This is a genomic window from Streptomyces sp. NPDC028419 (genome assembly GCF_055565515.1).
This window is the reverse complement of sequence record NZ_JBVHUE010000021.1, coordinates 102,799-119,667: the sequence shown is the minus strand read 5'-3', so window position 1 is coordinate 119,667 and position 16,869 is coordinate 102,799. Positions and strand designations below refer to the sequence as shown.

The 16,869-nt window shown below is 75.1% G+C and carries 10 protein-coding genes and 1 pseudogene; 3 read left to right on the top strand and 8 right to left on the bottom strand.

The window, feature by feature from the left end:
- From ACZ4UB_RS24245 to ACZ4UB_RS24230, 4 genes and pseudogenes are all read right to left on the bottom strand, one after another.
- A pseudogene (locus ACZ4UB_RS24245) lies at nt 1-341 on the bottom strand (hypothetical protein); the annotation flags it as partial.
- Complete coding sequence (gene cydD, locus ACZ4UB_RS24240; RefSeq protein WP_468073069.1) at nt 338-2,077, bottom strand: thiol reductant ABC exporter subunit CydD; 1,740 nt, start codon at nt 2,075-2,077, stop codon at nt 338-340. The pseudogene ACZ4UB_RS24245 and the gene cydD, both read right to left, overlap by 4 nt.
- A 36-nt stretch (nt 2,078-2,113) precedes the next feature.
- Entirely contained in the window at nt 2,114-3,190 is a 1,077-nt protein-coding gene (locus tag ACZ4UB_RS24235; RefSeq protein ID WP_468073067.1) for a cytochrome d ubiquinol oxidase subunit II, read from the bottom strand.
- Nucleotides 3,187-4,896, bottom strand: a complete 1,710-nt coding sequence (locus ACZ4UB_RS24230; RefSeq protein ID WP_468073065.1) for a cytochrome ubiquinol oxidase subunit I — start codon at nt 4,894-4,896, stop codon at nt 3,187-3,189. The genes ACZ4UB_RS24235 and ACZ4UB_RS24230 overlap by 4 nt, the downstream gene beginning before the upstream one ends.
- A gap of 81 nt (nt 4,897-4,977) precedes the next feature.
- Between ACZ4UB_RS24230 and ACZ4UB_RS24225 the strand changes: the two genes are divergently transcribed.
- A complete protein-coding gene (locus ACZ4UB_RS24225; protein ID WP_468073063.1) occupies nt 4,978-6,150 on the top strand; it encodes a glycosyltransferase in 1,173 nt (390 codons plus the stop codon).
- 162 nt (nt 6,151-6,312) lie between these two features.
- On the opposite strand, the gene ACZ4UB_RS24220 is transcribed toward ACZ4UB_RS24225, so the two are convergent.
- Complete coding sequence (locus tag ACZ4UB_RS24220; protein WP_468073061.1) at nt 6,313-7,974, bottom strand: condensation domain-containing protein; 1,662 nt, start codon at nt 7,972-7,974, stop codon at nt 6,313-6,315.
- A 321-nt stretch (nt 7,975-8,295) separates the two neighbouring features.
- Here ACZ4UB_RS24220 and ACZ4UB_RS24215 point away from each other — a divergent pair, with 321 nt between their 5' ends.
- A complete protein-coding gene (locus ACZ4UB_RS24215) occupies nt 8,296-9,420 on the top strand; it encodes a Fic family protein (RefSeq protein ID WP_468073059.1) in 1,125 nt (374 codons plus the stop codon).
- Between the two features lie 99 nt (nt 9,421-9,519).
- A complete protein-coding gene (locus ACZ4UB_RS24210; protein WP_468073057.1) occupies nt 9,520-10,131 on the top strand; it encodes a TetR/AcrR family transcriptional regulator in 612 nt (203 codons plus the stop codon).
- 28 nt (nt 10,132-10,159) lie between these two features.
- On the opposite strand, the gene ACZ4UB_RS24205 is transcribed toward ACZ4UB_RS24210, so the two are convergent.
- From ACZ4UB_RS24205 to ACZ4UB_RS24195, 3 genes are read right to left on the bottom strand one after another with little or no spacing between them, the layout of a single operon-like run.
- A complete protein-coding gene (locus ACZ4UB_RS24205; RefSeq protein WP_468073055.1) occupies nt 10,160-10,657 on the bottom strand; it encodes a DUF2871 domain-containing protein in 498 nt (165 codons plus the stop codon).
- Nucleotides 10,658-10,704: 47 nt separating this feature from the next.
- Nucleotides 10,705-11,157, bottom strand: a complete 453-nt coding sequence (locus tag ACZ4UB_RS24200; RefSeq protein ID WP_468073053.1) for a hypothetical protein — start codon at nt 11,155-11,157, stop codon at nt 10,705-10,707.
- Between the two features lie 38 nt (nt 11,158-11,195).
- Nucleotides 11,196-16,766, bottom strand: coding sequence for an amino acid adenylation domain-containing protein (locus ACZ4UB_RS24195; RefSeq protein ID WP_468073051.1), 5,571 nt, complete (start codon nt 16,764-16,766; stop codon nt 11,196-11,198).
- Between the last annotated feature and the right edge of the window lie 103 nt (nt 16,767-16,869).

Below are 16,869 nucleotides of genomic sequence, written 5' to 3'. Positions count from 1 at the left end.
CTCGGGACCTGGACCGGGGTCGGGGCCGGGGTCGGGACCTGGGCCAGGGTCGCGGTCGGGACCTGGATCGAGGTCGGGACCTGGACCTGGACCGGGGTCGTGTCCGGGTCCGGGTCCGGGTCCGGGGTCGCGGTCGGGACCTGGACCTGGACCGGGTTCGGGACCTGGACCGGGGTCGGGGCCGGGGTCGGGACCTGGGCCAGGGTCGCGGTCGGGACCTGGATCGAGGTCGGGACCTGGACCTGGACCGGGTTCGGGTCCGGGTCCGGGTCCGGGGTCGCGGTCGGGACCTGGACCTGGTCCGGGACCTGGACCGGGATCTGGTCCGGGGTCGGGGTCATGGGTGGGCCCCCTCCGGGGCGGTCGTCGGCGTGGAGGGGGGCGCCGATGTCTCGGTGGGTGTGGGGGCCGGTGTGGGGTGGAACGTGTGCAGGCGTAGGACGGTGTCCGTGTGTTCGGCCACCGCCGGGCGGTGGGTGGCGACCAGCAGGGTGGCTCGGCCGGCCACGGCCGCCAGGGCCCGGAGCACGTGCTCCTCCGTGCCGCCGTCGAGGCGGGCCGTCGGTTCGTCCAGCAGGAGGAGCGAGGGGCGCCGCAGCAACGCGCGGGCCAGCGCGATCCGCTGGCGCTCACCGCCGGACAGGCCGGCGCCGCCCTCGCCGACGCGGGTGGCGACCCCGTCCGGCAGGCGGTGCACGAAGTCGGCCGCGCCCGCCGCCTCCAGCGCGTCCCACACCTCGCCGTCGTCCGCCTCCGCCCGCCCCAGCCGCACGTTGTCCGCGACCGACAGGGCGAACAGGTGCGGCTGCTGCGGCACCATCGCGATCCGATCCGTCCACGCCGCCCGGTCCCGCGGGGTGCGCGCGACCACCGATACGCCGCCCACCCGCAGGTCCCCGGCGAGCGGCGCCAGCAAGCCGGCGACCGTCCGCAGCAGGGTGGTCTTGCCGACCCCGCTCGGCCCGGTCACCGCGCAGCTGCGCCCGGCCTCGAACCGCCAGGACAGCCCGCTCAGCGCGGGAGCGCCGGGCGCGTGCCCGACGGCGAGCTGGTCCAGTACCAGGGGGAAGCGGGCCGGATCGGGCAACGGCTGTACCAGGGCGGGCCGTTCGCGGACGTGCGCCGGCCGCGCCGCGTCCCCGTCGAGGACGGCGCGGACCTGCGCCAGGACCGTACGTCCCTCCTGCGCGGCGTGGAAGCGCGCGGCCAGCAGCCGCAGCGGCCGGTACGCCTCCGGGGTCAGCAGCAGCACGGCCAGTCCCGTCGACAGCGGCATCGCGCCGTCCAGCAGCCGGAAGCCCACCGGGACGGCGATCAGCGCCACCGACAGGCTGGTCAGGGTGTCCATGACGAAGGTGGAGAGGAAGGCCACGCGCAGGGTCCGCACCGTCGCCCGCCGGTGTTCGGCGGCCCGTGCGCGCACGCTCTCGGCGGCCCGGTCCTCCTGCCCGAAGACGCGCAGGGTGGCGAGGCCGTTCAGGGCCTGGAGGAAGTACCCGCCCAGGCGCAGCAGCACCGCCCACTGCGCCTCGGTCCGGGCCTTGGTGTGCATGCCGACCAGCGCCAGCAGCAGCGGCACCAGCGGCAGCGTGACGAGCACGACCAGGCCCGAGACCCAGTCCGCCGCCCAGATGGTGCCGGTGACGGCGAGCGGCAGGACCACCGCCTGCGGGAGCAGGGCGATCGATCCGGTGAGGTGGTCGTCGAGCGCGTCCATGCCCCGGCCGAGCAGGGCGACCACCGAGGCGGGCCGCGGGCCCCGGCCGCGTACGGCGGCCGCGGTGACGGCCCCGGTGAGCTGAGCCCGCAGCTCCTCCTTGTACCGGGCGGCCGCCGCGCCCGCCGAGGCCCGGTCCCACCAGGCGTGCGCGGCCCGTCCGGCGATCACGGCCGCCAGCAGCGGGACCGGAACGGCGTGCAGCGCGGCTCCCGGGCCCCGCTCGACGGCGGCCGCGAGCACGGAGGCCAGGACGACGCACTGGAGGAGCGTCAGGACGGCTTCCGCCACCGCGCCGAGGGCGCGGTGCACGAGGAACCGCCGGAGCAGGGGCGAACTCCGTACCAGGGCGAGGTCCATCGGTCGCTGTCCTGACTCTCGGGAACGGCGGGTGTCTCAGGAGAAGGCGGGGGTGTCCAGCGCTGTGCTCCCCGCCGTCGCCGTCGCCGCGGGCGTCGGGGCGGGCGTCGGGGCGGCGGTCCGCGCCGGTGCCCACAGGACCAGCCACATGTAGACCTGCGCCGCGATCACGATCAGCAGCACGGGCCCGGAGGTCCAGATCACCGCCGCCAACGCGGTCTCGTCGGTGGCCAGTTGGGCCACCGATGGCGCGGGCACGCCCGGGACCGTGGAGGTCAGCAGGGCCGGGTACTTCCCCGCGAAGACCGCCCCCGCCGCCGCGACCACGGCGGCCGTGGTCGCCCAGGGGGCGAGCCGTGCCCGACCGCTCCCGGCCAGGGAGCGGGTCAGGAGCAGTGCCCCCACGCCGATGACGACGGCCAGCGTCGCCAGGACCGGGTGGCGCAGCGCGTCGCCGTCGAAGGTTCCGCCGACGAAGCCCGTCAGGGCGGTGACCCCGAGCAGCGCCGCCGAGAGCGTCGCGCCGATGGTGGTGAGCGCCGCCGCCCGTCGGGCCGGGTCACCCGTCAACCGGGCCGCCACGAAGGCGCTGCCGTGCGTGGCCAGGAGCACGACCATCGTCGCCCCGCCGAGCAGGGTGAAGAGGTTCGGGGCGGCCACGCCCCGCACGTGACCGTCGCGGCCGAGGGAGACCCCGGCGGCCGTGACGGCGAGGAAGCAGCCCCAGCCGAAGGCGGCGGCCGCTCCGGCCGCGCAGATCAGCAGGTCGAAGGCGCGCCGGACCCGTTCGCCGGGGTGCCGGCCGCGCAGTTGGATGCCCGCGTTCAGGGCCAGCGCCCCGGCGAAGGCGATCAGCGCGTAGGGGTAGGCGCCGTCGACGAGCGCGCCGCGCAGCCCGGGCAGGGTTCCGGCGAGGGCGCCGATGGAGACCAGCAGCCAGGCCTCGTTGCCGAGCAGCAGCGGGCCGACCGCCCCGAGCACGGCCCGCCGCCCGGAGGCGTCGGAGCCGGTGCGGGGGAGGGTGAGCCCGACGCCGTAGTCGATCCCGGCGAGCACGAGGTAGCCGGTGAAGAGGACGATGAACGCCACGAGGGCGAGGGTCGGGTAGGTCATGACGGGTGCGCTCCTTCCCGGGGGGCGGCGTCGGCGGTGGTGGCCCCGGGGGGCCCGGCGGCGTACGGGCCCGACTGCGGCGCGCGGGGGATCGTACGGGGATCCACGCGCGGGTCGTGGCCCGTGCCGGCGAGGCCGCTGCCGAGGGAGTCCACGGCCCGGGCGGTGGCGGAGGCGGCGGGCTCCGCGGCCCGGCCGATGCCGCTCTCGCCGGGGCCGCGCATCGCGGACCGGGCCAGCAGCCACCAGTCGAGGCCGAGCAGACCGACCACGAGGACGACGAGGACCAGGAGCGAGGCGGTCAGCCGCCCCGCACCGAGGCCGGGGGTCATGGCCTGGCGGGTGGTCAGGATGCCGGTGATGACGAACGGCTGGCGGCCGACCTCGCGGACGATCCAACCGCAGAGGTTCGCGACGAAGGGCAGCGCCATCGCGAAGGGCAGCAGCCGCGCCAGCACGGCGGACCGCATGACGTCACCGGTGTGACTGCCGGGGCCGTGGGCCTGCCGGCCGGGTCGGGCGGGCGGTGGGTACTGGCCGTACTGGCCGTACTGGGGATTCTGGCCCGGCTGGGGGTACTGGCCGTACTGGCCGTTCGGGGTCGGGTATCCGGGCTGGCCGTACTGGCCCGGCCGGGCGTACTGGCCCGTCGGGCCGTTCGGGCCCTGGCCCGGGGGCCATTGGCCCGGGTGGACCCGGCGGCCCTGGTACTGCGCCTGGCCTTGCGCCTGCCATTGGCCCGGGTACGAGTACGGCTGCTGGTGCTGCGGGCGCGGTTCGCGCAGGGATACGAGGGCCCAGACGCCCAGGATCAGCAGCACGCCGCCGATCATCATCATCAGGGTGAGGGCGCCCAGTACGGGACCCGACGGCGGTCCCTCCAGCGGGCCGAACCTCTTGGCCAACTCCTGCAGCTGGCGCGTCACTTCCGCCTGGTTGCCGTCGAGCACCGCCCCCTTGAGCGGCTGGTCCTTCTTCGTGTTGCCGAGCTGGACCATCCCGCTGAGGACGACGAGGCAGGCGCCCCAGGTCCCGGCGTGCGCCCCCGTCTTCAGGGAGTGCCGGACGAAGGGCCGGTCCGCGCGGCCGCGCCGGTGCAGCAGCAGGCCGATGCCGAGCATGAAGAAGCCGCCGACCGCGAGCGCGCCGCCGGTGATGTGGAAGATGGCGATCCATGCGTTGGCGTTGGAGAACAGCGCCCCGAAGCTCGTCAGTTCGAGGTGCCCGTCGCGCATCGTGTAGGCGACCGGGTTCTGCATGAAGCCGTTGGCGAGCAGGGCCCACACCGCCGAGGTGTACGCCGCGGCGGCCACCACCCAGATGCACGCCAGGTGGACGTACTTGGGCAGCCGGTCGAAGCCGAAGATCCACAGGGCCAGGAAGGTCGACTCGGCGAAGAACGAGACCACCGTCTCCACGGCGAGGGGCGCGCCGAAGACGCTGGCCGCCGTGGATTCCAGGCCGGTCCAGTTGGCGCTGAGCTGGAACTCCATGGCCAGGCCTGTGGCGATGCCGACCGCGTAGTTGATGACGTAGAGGGTGCCCCAGTAGGTGGTCATCCGGCGCAGCGCGGGGTCGCCGGTGCGCACCCAGCGGGTGTGCGTGACGGCGACGAGGGCGACCAGCCCGAGGGTGAGGGTGACGAGGAGGTAGTGCGTCCCGACGGTGAGGCCGAACTGAAGGCGTGCCAGGTCCTGGGGAGCCATCGCGTTCACCTCGATTCTTTCGTCGCTAGAATTCCTAGCAACACTAGACAATCGTGGTCGGCGCCCCTAGGGTTGGGCCTCATGAGAATCCTCTTTGCCAGCGTGGGCAACTTCGGGCACATATTTCCCTTGCTTCCCTTGGCGAGGGCGGCGCGAGCCGCCGGCCACGAGGTCGCGTTCGCAACGGGTGAGCAGTTCCACCAGACCCTCAGCGAGGCTGGCTTCGAGCCGGTGACGGCAGGCCGGTCCGTGCCCGAGGCATTCATCGAAGCAGCGGGCGGTCGAGCCTTCCTCGAGGCCCACGGCGGCGAGGTGGGTGCCCAGGACGTGCCGCCGGAGGTCCTCGCGAACCTGCACATCAAGGTGTTCGGCTCGGTCCTGCCGCGCTGGGTCGCCGCCGACCTCGCGCCCGTCTTCGAGAGCCGGCGCTTCGACCTGGTCGTCCACGAGGTGCTCAACCCGGGCGCCGGCTTCGCCGCCCGGCTCGCGGGCGTACCGGCCCTCGCGCACGGCGTCGGCCTGCTCGCGCACGACCACGAGGCCGAGCGGCTCCAGCAGGAGATCCTCGCCACCGCCGCCGACCTGGGCGTCACCGTGCCCGCCGGGCAGGCGCTCACCCTCGGCAACACCTACATCGACATCTGCCCGCCGTCCCTCCAGGACCGGGCCTTCGTCGAGTCGGGCCAGGCGCGCATCGAGCAGCGTCCCGTCGCCTTCGTCGAGCCGGGCGAACTGCCCGCGGGCCTCGCCGAGTCGGGCGAGCCCTTCGTCTACCTCACCCTGGGCACCGCGCTCGGCTCCGCCGAGAACCTGCGCACCGTGATCGACGGCCTCGCCCCGCTGGGCGTGCCGGTCCTGGTCGCGGCGGGCTTCCGGGTGCAGATCGCCGACCTCGGCGAGCTGCCGGAGCACGTGATCGTCGCTCCCTGGCTGCCGCAGTCCGCGGTGCTGGCGCACGCCGCGCTCGTCGTCCAGCACGGCGGCAGCGGGACCACCCTGGCCACCCTCGAAGCGGGCCTGCCCCAGCTGATCGTGCCGCAGGGCGCCGACGGTCCCGCCAACGGCAAGGCCGTACGGGACGCGGGCGCGGGCGAGGTGCTCTTCGAACTGTCCGCCGACGCGGTCACCGAGCACGCGCGCAAGATCCTGGGCGACCCCGGCTACCGCGAGGCGGCCGGCAAGATCGCCGCCGAGATCGCCGCGCTGCCCGACCCGGCCGAGATCGCCGCGCGGCTCCCCGAGTTCGCGGCCTGACCGTACGGTCCGACGGACGGCCGGTCCACCGGCCGTCCGCACACCGAACTCCCGGGCGTCGGCGCCCCCTCCGGCCGCCCGGGCCCGGAATCCGGTGCGCGCGCTGCCATTCCCCCGTACGGCGCGCGCACCGGATCCTCAGTACCCCGCGGGGACGGATCCTCAGCCCGAAGCGGCGAGGGACAGCGCGGGCGCCGCGACCGAGGCGAGGGGCAGCAGGTCCTCCACCGGGTCCGCCTCGCCGGCCGCCGTCAGCGCCGCCAGCGCGGCACGCAGCTCGTGCGCCAGCTCCGTCGCCTGCGCGCGGTCGAGCGCGCAGGGGGCGAAGTCCAGGGCCAGCAGCGGCTCCTCGCGCCAACTCAGCACGGTGAGCGCGGCGTCGGCCGTGGCGCCGCCCAGGTGCCCGTGGTGGAAACGGGCCGTCAGCGGGCCGGCCCCGGCGCGCGCGGGCAGCAGGCCGTCGTGGTCCGCGAAGGTGATCTGGACCAGCGGGGTGCGTGAGCGGTCCCCGCGCAGCCCGAGTTCGCGCACGAGGGCGTCCGTATCGAGCGCCGCGTGGGCGAGGGCCTCGCCGAAGGCGCAGGCGACCCCGCGCAGGAAGTAGTCGACGCCGCCCTCCAGCTCGCAGCACACCGGCACGTTCGTCGAGCCCGGCGCGACCGTGCGCAGGGCCGGGCCCGCGCCGGGCCGCGGCAGCTCGGCGCCCACCAGCAGCCATTCGTGCCCGGAGCGCCGTCCCACGGCGAGCGCCCAGGCCGCGAGCAGCACCGTCCCGTGGGGTACGCCCGCCCGCGCGGCCGTGGCGTCGACCGCGTCCCGCAGCTCCGGGTCCAGCGCGACGGGCAGCCGCTCGCCGCGGAAGTCGAAGACGGCGGGCCGCCGCCCGGGGGCGGCCAGGTCCAGCACGGTCGGGAACTCCCGTATCCGCTCCACGCGTTCGGCGACCAGGGCGGGTGGCGGCGGTACGACGGACCGTTCGGGGGCCCGTTCGGTCGTCGGTGTGGTCGGTGTGGTCGGTGTGGTCGGCGTGGTCGTTCGCGGGGCCGGTCGCCGCCCGGTCGCCGCGCGGGCGTAGTCGGCGAGCAGCTCCCGCCAGACCAGGGCCGCCGACCAGGCGTCCGCCACCGCGTCGTGGCAGAGGAAGGACAGCAGGTGCCGCTCCGCGCCCAGCCGGGTCAGGGCGAAGGCGACGGGCGGCCGGTCGGGGTGCCCGATCAGCCGTTCCACCTCCTGCGCGAGCCGTGCGTGCACGGCGTCGACGCCCGCCTCCCGGTTCACCGCCGGAGCGCCCGGCAGCTCGGGCAGGACGATCAGCGGCGGGGCATAGGCGTCGAGCACCCGCCGTACGGGCCCCCGCGCCGCTTCCGGGAACGCGGTCCGCAGCCCCTCGTGCCGCGCGCCCAGGACGCCGAGCGCGCTCCGCAGCACGGCGAGGTCGAGCGGGCCGGCCAGTTCGGCGCTCAGCACCCGGTGCACCGCGCCGGGACCGACGTAGCGCTGGGCGGTCAAGGGCGCCAACTGCCCCGGAAGCAAGGGGTGTTCGCGCGGCCCCCGGTCGGGGCTCGTGGCCGGTGGCGCGGGAGCCAGGGGAACGGCCCGGGCCAGTACGTCCGTCAGCGGGGCGGCGCCCAGCAGCTGGGCCACGTCGAGCGAGAGCCCCAGCTGTTCGTCGGCGCGCGCCTGGAGCCGCATGGCCTGACCGAGGCCGCCGCCCAGGGTGAGGAAGGGCGAACCCGAGGCCCCGGCCGGCAGCGTGCGCCGGTCGTGGCACAGGACGTCCGCGGCGAGGTCGAGCAGCTCCTCCAGGGGAGTCGGGGTCTGCATGGGGTGGCCCTCTCTGTGGGCGGACTTACCCCGATGCTGCCGACCATGCCTCGAAGGCCACTAGAGGGCATGGCCCAGATGCGGTAGAAACCCGTCACGCGGTGATCTTCAGCGGCGGGCCGCCGCAGTGGTACTACCCCTGGACAGTGGCTTCAGTTGCTCGACCTGCCCATCTCCCATGATTCCTGGCGGAGTCGCTCAACGGCTCGGCACCCCCCATCGAATAGACACTATTTGTCCGAGATCGGCAACGAACCCTAGAGTGTGGACGAGTGCACTGGGAAAGCTGTCCCGGGCTGGAGAACACGATCCGGAGGCTCCATGCATCACCACCAACCGCTCGAGCGGAAATCTGAAATCCGTCATCGTGGCCGCGAAGCATCCCTTCCCGCCGTCAAGCCGCTGGCGGGGCGTCAGAGCGCGGCTGGCAATGCGGCCGTGAGCGCGGTGCACGCTTGGTCGCGGCAGGCTGCCGGCACCTCCTCCGACGAGGAACCGGCGCAGCGATCGGTCACGCCGGTCGTCGTGCGGCGCACTGGTTGCTTCGACGGCCTCAGGGCGATCCTCCATCGGTGGTCGCGGCGTCCGGCGACCGGCGCGGGTCCCGCCGTCACGTCCCTGGAGGCGATCTGGCGCGAGTACGGCGACGCGATGCTGCCGAATCTGGAGCGGCATGTCCAGGAGCCGCTGACGGCGGAGCAGCGACAGTCGTTCCAGAAGCGCTGGGAGGAGATCAGGAAGCGGGCTGACCAGGTCGCGGAGCTCGACCCAGAACGGTTGGCGAGGGCGTTGGAGGAGATCAGGGACATCCGGCTGAACGGATCCTCGACGGTGGCCGGTGCGGGGACCGCTCCCGGGGAGGACGCCCGTCCTGCGACGATCCAGTGGGACAGGGCAGATCGGATGGTGCAGGAATGGGCTCAACGGCGTGAGCATCCGACGATGCGGCGGGTCGAGGAGCTCCATCGCGTCCTGGCCAGGGGGCAGGCCAACAACAACGGAGAGGCGGGCCGGTTGCGCGATGCTCCAAGTCCCCCCATGGGCACGAACGCGTACTTCATCCCCGGGACGCACGTCTCGGGGGCGATGAGCGAGTTCGTCCGCTGGTACAACGAGGAGGTCGCCAAACCGGAGGGCGAGCGGATGCCGCCGGTGGAGCTGGCCGCCAAGGTTTACCAGTACCTAGTGAGCATCCACCCATACCGCGACGGGAACGGGCGGCTCAGCCGACTCGTCATGGACTGGGTCTGTCGTCTGTACGGTCTGCCCGCGCCGGCTCTCGGCGCGCAGGACACCGGCAAGATCGCGGCGTTCGGGAGAACGGCACCCGGTGAAGGAGTAGATCTCCAGGACTCCGCATCGGCCCTGGAGGTGGTCGAGACGGTGACGAGCCGTCTGGAGGCGGCTCTCGACAGGCTGCTTCGCGAGGCACCGGTCACTGCCTGAGACCGCCGCGGCGCGCGCTCCCGCCCCCGGGCTGCTGTCAAAGGCAGGAACCCTATCACTGACCGCTGCAATTGCACCGAAAGTGGTAGCGTGAGGGCCATGACTCCCCGAGAGCGACGCCTTCGCGAGCAGGGCCAGCGCCGCCAGTTGATCCTCAGCTCGGCGCGCGAGATGGCCGAGGCCGAAGGCTGGGACTTCGTCACCACCCGGCGTCTCGCGGAGCGCATCGAGTACAGCCAGCCCGTGCTCTACCAGCACTTCAAGAACAAGGACGCGATCGTGCACGCCGTGGCCCTGGAGGGCTTCGGCGAGCTCGCGGGCGCCCTGCACGCCGCGCGCGTGCGGCACGCGGAGGCGGATCCGCTGGAGGCGCTGGACGCGGTGGCGCGCGCCTACCTGGCCTTCGCCGCCAAGGGGCCGGTCCTCTACCAGGCGATGCTCACCCTGGACGCGGGCCTCGGCGCCGACGCCGCCGACGCCGAACGGGCCGCCACCCCGCAGCCGGTGCTCGACGCCCTCGCGGAGATACGCCTCGCCGTCGAACCGGTGGCCCTGGGCCGCGATCCGGAGCTGCTGACCGAGGTGTTGTGGAGCGCCTGGCACGGCCTGGCCACCCTCACCCGGGGACGGCGGCTGCGCCCCGACCTGACGCAGGAGCGCCTCGCCGCCCTGACCGCCGTCCTGACGGGACCCGCGGCCCGGGTCGGCTGACCGCTCAGCCGCTCAGCCGTACAACCGCTCAGCCGGACACCTTCCCGGACTCCGCGGTGCCGGCGGCCTGCCCCGGCAGCGTGGCCTGCCCGGCCTGTGCCGCCTGACCCGCCTCCCCTTCCACGTGTTCCTTCACGCGCTTGCCCAGCAGCGTGAAGAGCAGGATCAGGCCGACCGTCAGGATGATGTGTCCCAGGCCGCCCACCAGCGAGAAGAGTTCGGGCACCTTGTGCCCGAGCACGGTCTGGGTGCCGCGGTAGGTCATGCTCGCGCAGGTGATGGCGATGCCCGCGTTGTAGAACCAGAAGAAGTAGTCGAAGTGCTTCGTCCCCGACAGCGAGAACACCTTGTCGAGGCCGAGGACGATCAGCAGGCCCAGCATGCCCAGGGCGAGCAGGTGGGTGTGCACCACCGCGAGCTGGGTCTCCCCGGTGAAGTCGTTGGCCTTGGTGAGTTCCCGGTAGTACAGGCCGGAGATCACTCCGATGATCATGTAGACGTGTGCCGCGTAGAACGTCTTCCGCATGCCTGTGCCCCGCTCCCCTGATGATCCCGTCGCCCCGACGGGATCATTCAAGCACTCGGCGCAAGCCTCTTCGTGGAATCGCCCAGATCGCTCAAGTCCGTTTCCAGCACGCCTCTACCGTCCCTCCACCAGGGCCCCCCGGCGGCGGCGGGCAGCGCCACCGGGACCGGAGCGAGCTGCTCCGGGGTCAGCTCCGGCAGGTCCACCAGGGCCCCGAACCGTCGCGCCACCTCCCCCGCCTCCGGGTCCCCGCCGCAGACGAACCGCGGGCGCGGCAGCCCCTTGGTCCCCTTCGCCCAGCGCAGGTAGCGGGCCGCCTCGTCCATCAGCGCCGCCCCCGGGTCGAGGGTGAAGGTGGGCACGTGCGCGGTGCGCCGCAGGTACGCCCGGCCCAGCGGCATCGAGTCCATCCGCAGCAGGACGACCTCCACCTCGCCGCGCCCCAGGACGCTCTCGGCGAAGGCGGTGCGCGGGCTCTCGGCAAGCAGGATCGCGTTCATCGTCGGTCTCCCAAAGGCTCGGTGGCGGGGGCGTGGTGCTACAGGTAGTCGTTGGTGCCGTTGGTGCCGTTGACGTCGTCCAGGTCGAGGTCGCCGGCGAGCTCGCCGAGGTGCTCCAGGCACAGCTCGTACACGTCCTCGGAGTGCGTCTCGTGCCATCCCCGCGGTACGGGCGCCCCCGCGGGCCACATCGCGCGGTGCCCGGCGCCGTCCGCGACGACGACGAAGGTCGCGAACGCGTCGGCGAACGGGTCGTCCGCCCAGGGGTGGTCGAGGATGTGCAGGCTGCCGTCGGTCTCCACCCGGGCCGCGTGCCCGGTCCGCCACATCCGGGCGGTGGCCCCCTGCGGCCCGCCGCCCAGCGGGTCGGGCAGGAAGCTCGCCCCGCTGGCACCCGGCAGGCCCGCGTAGCCCTGGGCCACGCCGACCCCCGCGACGTACAGCGAACCGGTGTTCCCGGTGGCCACCGGCCGCAGCCGCGCGTCCAGGACGTAGGCCCGGTAGCCCGGCGCGGGCCGGGTCCGCCCGTCCGGGGTCTGCTCTATGACCAGGCGGCCCTCGGCCCACCCGGCGCTGTAGGTGAGCGCGGTCCCCTCGGCCCGGGCCAGCGCCACGAGCGCGTCGTCGGCCCGGCCGAGGATCGTCGAGGCGCCGTGCTCGCGCAGCCAGCCCAGCACCTCGTAGGGGGTGCCCAGGTGCGCGAGGGCCGGATCCGGGACGTTCACGCGGGCCCCGGAGACGAAGGCGCCCAGCAGCCCGACCGCCGCGTCCGCGTCCGGATATCCGGTCACCAGCCAGGCGGCGTCGACCTGCCCGCCGTGCCCCAGGCTGGCGGCGGCCAGCGCTCCGGTGCCGATCGCGACGGTGGCCTGCGGGGTGCTCGCCAGCACCACCGGGGTGTCGGGGTCGAGAGGGCTCGTCCGGTCGGCCGAGCGCACCGGCCACTTCCCGTCGGCCGGCAGCAGGTCGGCGGCCGGGTCCCGGACCAGCCGGGCCGCCCGCGGCACCGGCGGCAGCAGCCGGTCGGCCGCCTCGTCCAGCAGCAGGACGACGGGCCACACCGCGGCCGGCAGGCCGCGCACCGGATCCACCGGCAGGCAGGCGGCCCCCGTCTTGGCGATGGCGAGCGCGGCCACCGCGAAGCCGGTCGGCGAGGCGATCGCGGTGACCACCGTGGTGCCCGGACCCGCCTGGTGCGCGATCAGGGCGTGGGCCAACAGGTCGGAGCGCGCGTCGAGTTCGGCGTATTCCATGCCCGGAGTGACCGCCGCGCCCGGCAGTCCCGGGACCCCGGAGCCGCCGCCGATGCCGGTCAGGCCCGCGATCCCCGCCAGGCCCGCGAGCCCGGCCGGACCGGCCAGCGGCGCGAGGCCGCTCAGGTCCGTCAGCCCGGCCGCGCCCCCCGTGGCGCCGCCGGACAGTGCCGGAGCGCCGGGTGCACGGGCCACCTGGGCCGCGAAAAGGGAGGCCACGCTGCGCACCGGCAGCTCCAGGTGCTCCCCGAGCCAGGGGCCGACGGTCTCCGCCGACACCTCGCCCGGCAGTGGCCGCAGCCGGCTCAGGGCGCTGTGCGGTGCCTCCAGGGCCGCTTCCAGCAGCGCGACCAACTGCCCGGTCAGATGCGCGGCCGCGGTCTCGCCGATCGCCTCGTGCTGGAAGACCGCGCTCAGCGCCAGCCCGCCGGGCGCCCCGGCCGGGGTCTGCCGCTCGGTCAGGGTCAAGGCCAAGGCGGCCGCCCGGTGCGGGAGTTGCGCGTCCTCGGCGGATACGGTCAAGCCGGCGCCCTCGAACTCGCCGCCCGTCTCCTGGAGCAGCCCGAGCGCGATCCCGCCCGGCAGGGCCAGCGCCGCGTCCCCGCGCCGGTAGGCCGCGAGGTCCGCCGTCCGCACCCGGGCCAGCAGTTCCGTGAAGGCCGGATCCCCCGAGGTCTCGACCGACAGGGCCAGCACCCGCCCGTACGGCCCCACCGCGCCCCGCAGGGCCGCGCCGTCCCGGGCGGGCACCGGAGCGGCCAGCGTGACGGGGGAGCGCGCCCCGAGCCGGGTCAGCAGCGCCGCGAGCGCCGCGTGGACCACCATGAACAGGGTGGCCCCGTGCTCGGCGGCCAACAGGGTCAGCCGCTCGTGCAGGGCCGGGCCCAGCTCGCTCGCCAGCGTGCCGAGCGTGGAGTCGGCCCGGTCGGGCCCGCTGCCCGGGGCCGAGGTGGGCTCCAGGTCCCCGTACATCGCCCGGGGCGCGCCCTGCGGCGCGGAGGTCGGCCAGCGCGGGACGTCCCCGGTGGCGCGGGCCCCGTAGGCCAGGGCCAGTTCGGCGGCCAGCGGCGTGTGCGACCACAGGTCCACCGACTCGCCCGGCAGGGTCAGCTCCAGCACGTGGTCGTCGGCGGCCAGGGCGCGCAGCCGGGTGCCCGCCGAGCCCAGGCGGCTGTTGCGCAGCGCCTCGTGCCGCCCGCCCAGGTCCCGCAGCGCCTCCTCCAGCGCGCGCACGCTCAGCGCCCCGCGCAGCCTCAGGGGCAGGACGGCGCTGCCGGTGGCGTTCCCGGCGGGGCCGGTGGCGGTGGCCGGGCTGTCCCCGACGAGCGCGGCGAACAGGGCCGGGGTCGGGGCGTCGTACAGGGCGCGCGGGCCCGGGTCGACGCCGAGCGCCTGCCGGGCGCGGGCCAGCAGCCGGGCCGAGGCCAGCGAGTGGCCGCCGAGGGCGAAGAAGTCGCAGTCCGCGCTGACCGCGCGCCGCGGCAGGCCGAGCACCTCGGCGAACAGGTCGCGGACGATCTCCTGGACGGGGGTGCCCGGTTGGGTGCCCGGCCGCTCCCCGCCGAAGGCCGGTGCGGGCAGCGCCGCCCGGTCGAGCTTGCCGCTGGGGGTGAGCGGCAGCGCGTCCAGGACGAGCAGGGCGGAGGGGGTCATGTAGTCGGGCAGCCGCTCCTGGAGGTGGGCGCGCAGCACCACCTCGACGTCGACGGCGTGGTCGAAGGCGGTCGGGGTGTTCGCCCCACTGGCCGCCGCCGCGGACGTCGCGGTGTCGGGCGCCGCCGTCGCGGGGCCCGGGTACGTCGCGTGCAGGGCGCCGTACGGGATCCGTGTGGGGTCGAGGAGGACCAGGTCAAGGCTGCCGTCGGGCCGCGCCGACCAGGTCGGCACGGCGCGGTAGCCCGCGCCCTCCGCCGCCGTGCACAGCTCCTCCGGGTCCGGCACGCCGCCCGGCTCGGCGAGCCGGGCCAGCGCCGCGGCCACGCTGCCCCCCGCCTCCAGGGTGCGCAGGGCCGCCCGCTCGCCGTGCAGCCGTGCGTTGGGGATCCCGGTCAGTCGCAGCACGGGCGGGCGGTGCTCCCCGAGGTGCGCGGCCAGCTCGGCGACCGTGCCCACCCCGTGCCCCCAGGGCCGTGCGGGGGCCGCCGCGAGGTCGGCGACGGGCTCGGCGGTGCTGAGGACGACGTCGTAGCGGTAGCGGGTCAGCTCGTTGTGGTCGGCGCCGCGCTTGGCCCGTACGTCGACCGCGCGGAGCTGCGGGAACTGCCCGGCCAGGTCGGTGAACAGGGCCGGGTCCAGGAGCAGTTCGGTCTCCAGGGCGACCCGCCGGTCGACGGCGCTCAGGACGGTGGCGCTCGCGGTCGCGGTGGCGCTCGCGTCGAGGTGGGCCAGTTCCACGCCCGTCCGCAGGACCCGGGCCAGGCCGAGGTGGCGCAGGTCGCCGAGCAGGATCGAGCCACCGGGGGCGAGCAGGGGCAGCACGCGGCCGATGACGGTGCGCAGCCGGTCCAGGTCCGGGAAGTACTGGGCGACGGAGTTGAGCACGACGGTGTCGAAGTGCCCGACGGGCAGCCCCGCGGTGTCCTCGGCCTCCCGGCAGCTGAGCCGCACCTTGCCGCGCAGCCGCCCGTCCGCCCGGGTCTGCGCGTACAGGGCGTCGATGACGGTGGGGGAGAAGTCGGTGGCCCAGTACTCCTCGCACTGCGCGGACCGGGCCAGTGGGGCCATCAGCAGTCCGGTGCCGACGCCGATCTCCAGGATCCGGCGCTGGCCGAGCTCGCGGATCCGCTCCAGCGTCGCCGCGCGCCAGGCGCGCATCTGGGCCAGTGGCATCGGCAGCGCGTCGTAACTGCTGTCCCAGCCCACGAAGTTCTCGCCGAGGCCGCCCGAGCGGGCGTCCTGGTGGAGGGTCTCGAAGATCTCCCGCCAGGCGGTGACCTGCCCGGCCGGGTCCGCGGCGGGCGGCGCGAGCGGGGCGGGCACCACGTGGGCGACCAGGCGGCGCTCGCCGTCCTCGGCCTCGTGCACCGAGACCACGGACTCGGCGACGGCCGGGTGGGCACCCAGCACCGCCTCGATCTCGCCGAGCTCGATCCGGTGTCCGCGCAGGGTGACCTGCTTGTCGACCCGGCCGAGGAACTCCAACTCGCCGTCCTCGCGCAGCCGTACGAGGTCACCCGTGCGGTAGAGGCGGCCGCCGCCGGGGGTGAAGCGGTCCTCGACGAAGCGCTCCGCCGTGAGCCGCCCGCGGGGGCCGGGCTCGCTCTGCGAGAGGTAGCCGGTGGCCAGCCCCGGCCCGCCCAGCAGCAGTTCGCCGGAGCCGCCCGGGCCCACCCGAACGCCGTCGCGGTCCACGACGACGGTGACGGTGGCCCCCAGCGGCCGCCCGATCGGGATGGTGCGGGCGTCCTCGGCGGGCTCGGTGACCTCATGCCAGGTGGCGAAGGCGGTGGCCTCGGTGGGCCCGTACATGTGCAGCAGCCGGTTCGGCGGCCCGGCCCGGAACACCTCGCGCACCCGGCGCGGGTCGCAGGGCTCGCCGCCGAAGAGCAGCGCGCGCAGCGGGGCGAAGGCGGCCGGGCGCTCGCGGGCGATCCGGTGGAAGAGCGGGGTGGTCAGGAAGGCGACGGTGACGCCCTGGTCGCGGACCGCCCGCTCGAAGCGGGCCGGGTCGGTGACGGTGTCCCGGGTCAGCCCGGCGAGGCGGGCCCCGGCGGCGAGGGTCGACCAGATCTCGAAGGTGACCGCGTCGAAGGCGGGGCTGGCGGCCTGCGCGACCACGTCCCGCGGGCCGAGGCGCAGGAAGTCCCCCGAGCCGACGAGGTCGAGCACGGCGCGGTGCGGGACGACGACCCCCTTGGGGGTGCCGCTCGTACCGGAGGTGTAGCAGACGTACGCCGCGTCCTCGGGGCCCGGCACCGGCGCGCGCAGCGCGGCGAGTTCGGAGGGGCGCTCCGAGATGGAGGTGGCGTCGCCGTCCACGGCGATGACGACCGCGCCCAGGTCCGCGTAGTCGGCGGCGAAGGCGCCCTCGGTGACCACGGCGCGCGCCGCGCTGTCCTCGACGATCAGGCGCCGGCGCTCGCCGGGGTGCGCCGGGTCGACGGGCACGTACGCCGCGCCCGCGCGGACGATGGCGAGGAAGGCGGTCACCAGGTCCGGCCCCGGCCGCAGCGCGGTCACCACCCGGTCGCCGGGGCGTACGCCGAGGGCGCCGAGGTGGGCGGCGAGCCGGTTGGCCGCGAGGCTCAACTCGCGGTAGGAGAGCGAGACTTCGTCGCCCCCGCCGGCCGGGTGGGTGACGGCGGTCGCCTCGGGCCGCGCGAGCACGTGCTGTTCGATGAGGCCGGAGAGTGACATCAAGGCTGTAGCTCCTTCGACAGCGGCGACCGGACTGGCGGCGACCGGGCTGTGGGGCGACCGGGCTGTGCGCGACTGGGCTGTGGGGCTTGGCAAAATCTTG

Coding starts and splice junctions, on each gene's coding strand:
- cydD (WP_468073069.1), bottom strand. CDS start 2,077: ATGGACCTCGCCCTGGTACGGAGTTCGCCCCTGCTCCGGCGGTTCCTC.
- ACZ4UB_RS24235 (WP_468073067.1), bottom strand. CDS start 3,190: ATGACCTACCCGACCCTCGCCCTCGTGGCGTTCATCGTCCTCTTCACC.
- ACZ4UB_RS24230 (WP_468073065.1), bottom strand. CDS start 4,896: ATGGCTCCCCAGGACCTGGCACGCCTTCAGTTCGGCCTCACCGTCGGG.
- ACZ4UB_RS24225 (WP_468073063.1), top strand. CDS start 4,978: ATGAGAATCCTCTTTGCCAGCGTGGGCAACTTCGGGCACATATTTCCC.
- ACZ4UB_RS24220 (WP_468073061.1), bottom strand. CDS start 7,974: ATGCAGACCCCGACTCCCCTGGAGGAGCTGCTCGACCTCGCCGCGGAC.
- ACZ4UB_RS24215 (WP_468073059.1), top strand. CDS start 8,296: ATGCATCACCACCAACCGCTCGAGCGGAAATCTGAAATCCGTCATCGT.
- ACZ4UB_RS24210 (WP_468073057.1), top strand. CDS start 9,520: ATGACTCCCCGAGAGCGACGCCTTCGCGAGCAGGGCCAGCGCCGCCAG.
- ACZ4UB_RS24205 (WP_468073055.1), bottom strand. CDS start 10,657: ATGCGGAAGACGTTCTACGCGGCACACGTCTACATGATCATCGGAGTG.
- ACZ4UB_RS24200 (WP_468073053.1), bottom strand. CDS start 11,157: ATGAACGCGATCCTGCTTGCCGAGAGCCCGCGCACCGCCTTCGCCGAG.
- ACZ4UB_RS24195 (WP_468073051.1), bottom strand. CDS start 16,766: ATGTCACTCTCCGGCCTCATCGAACAGCACGTGCTCGCGCGGCCCGAG.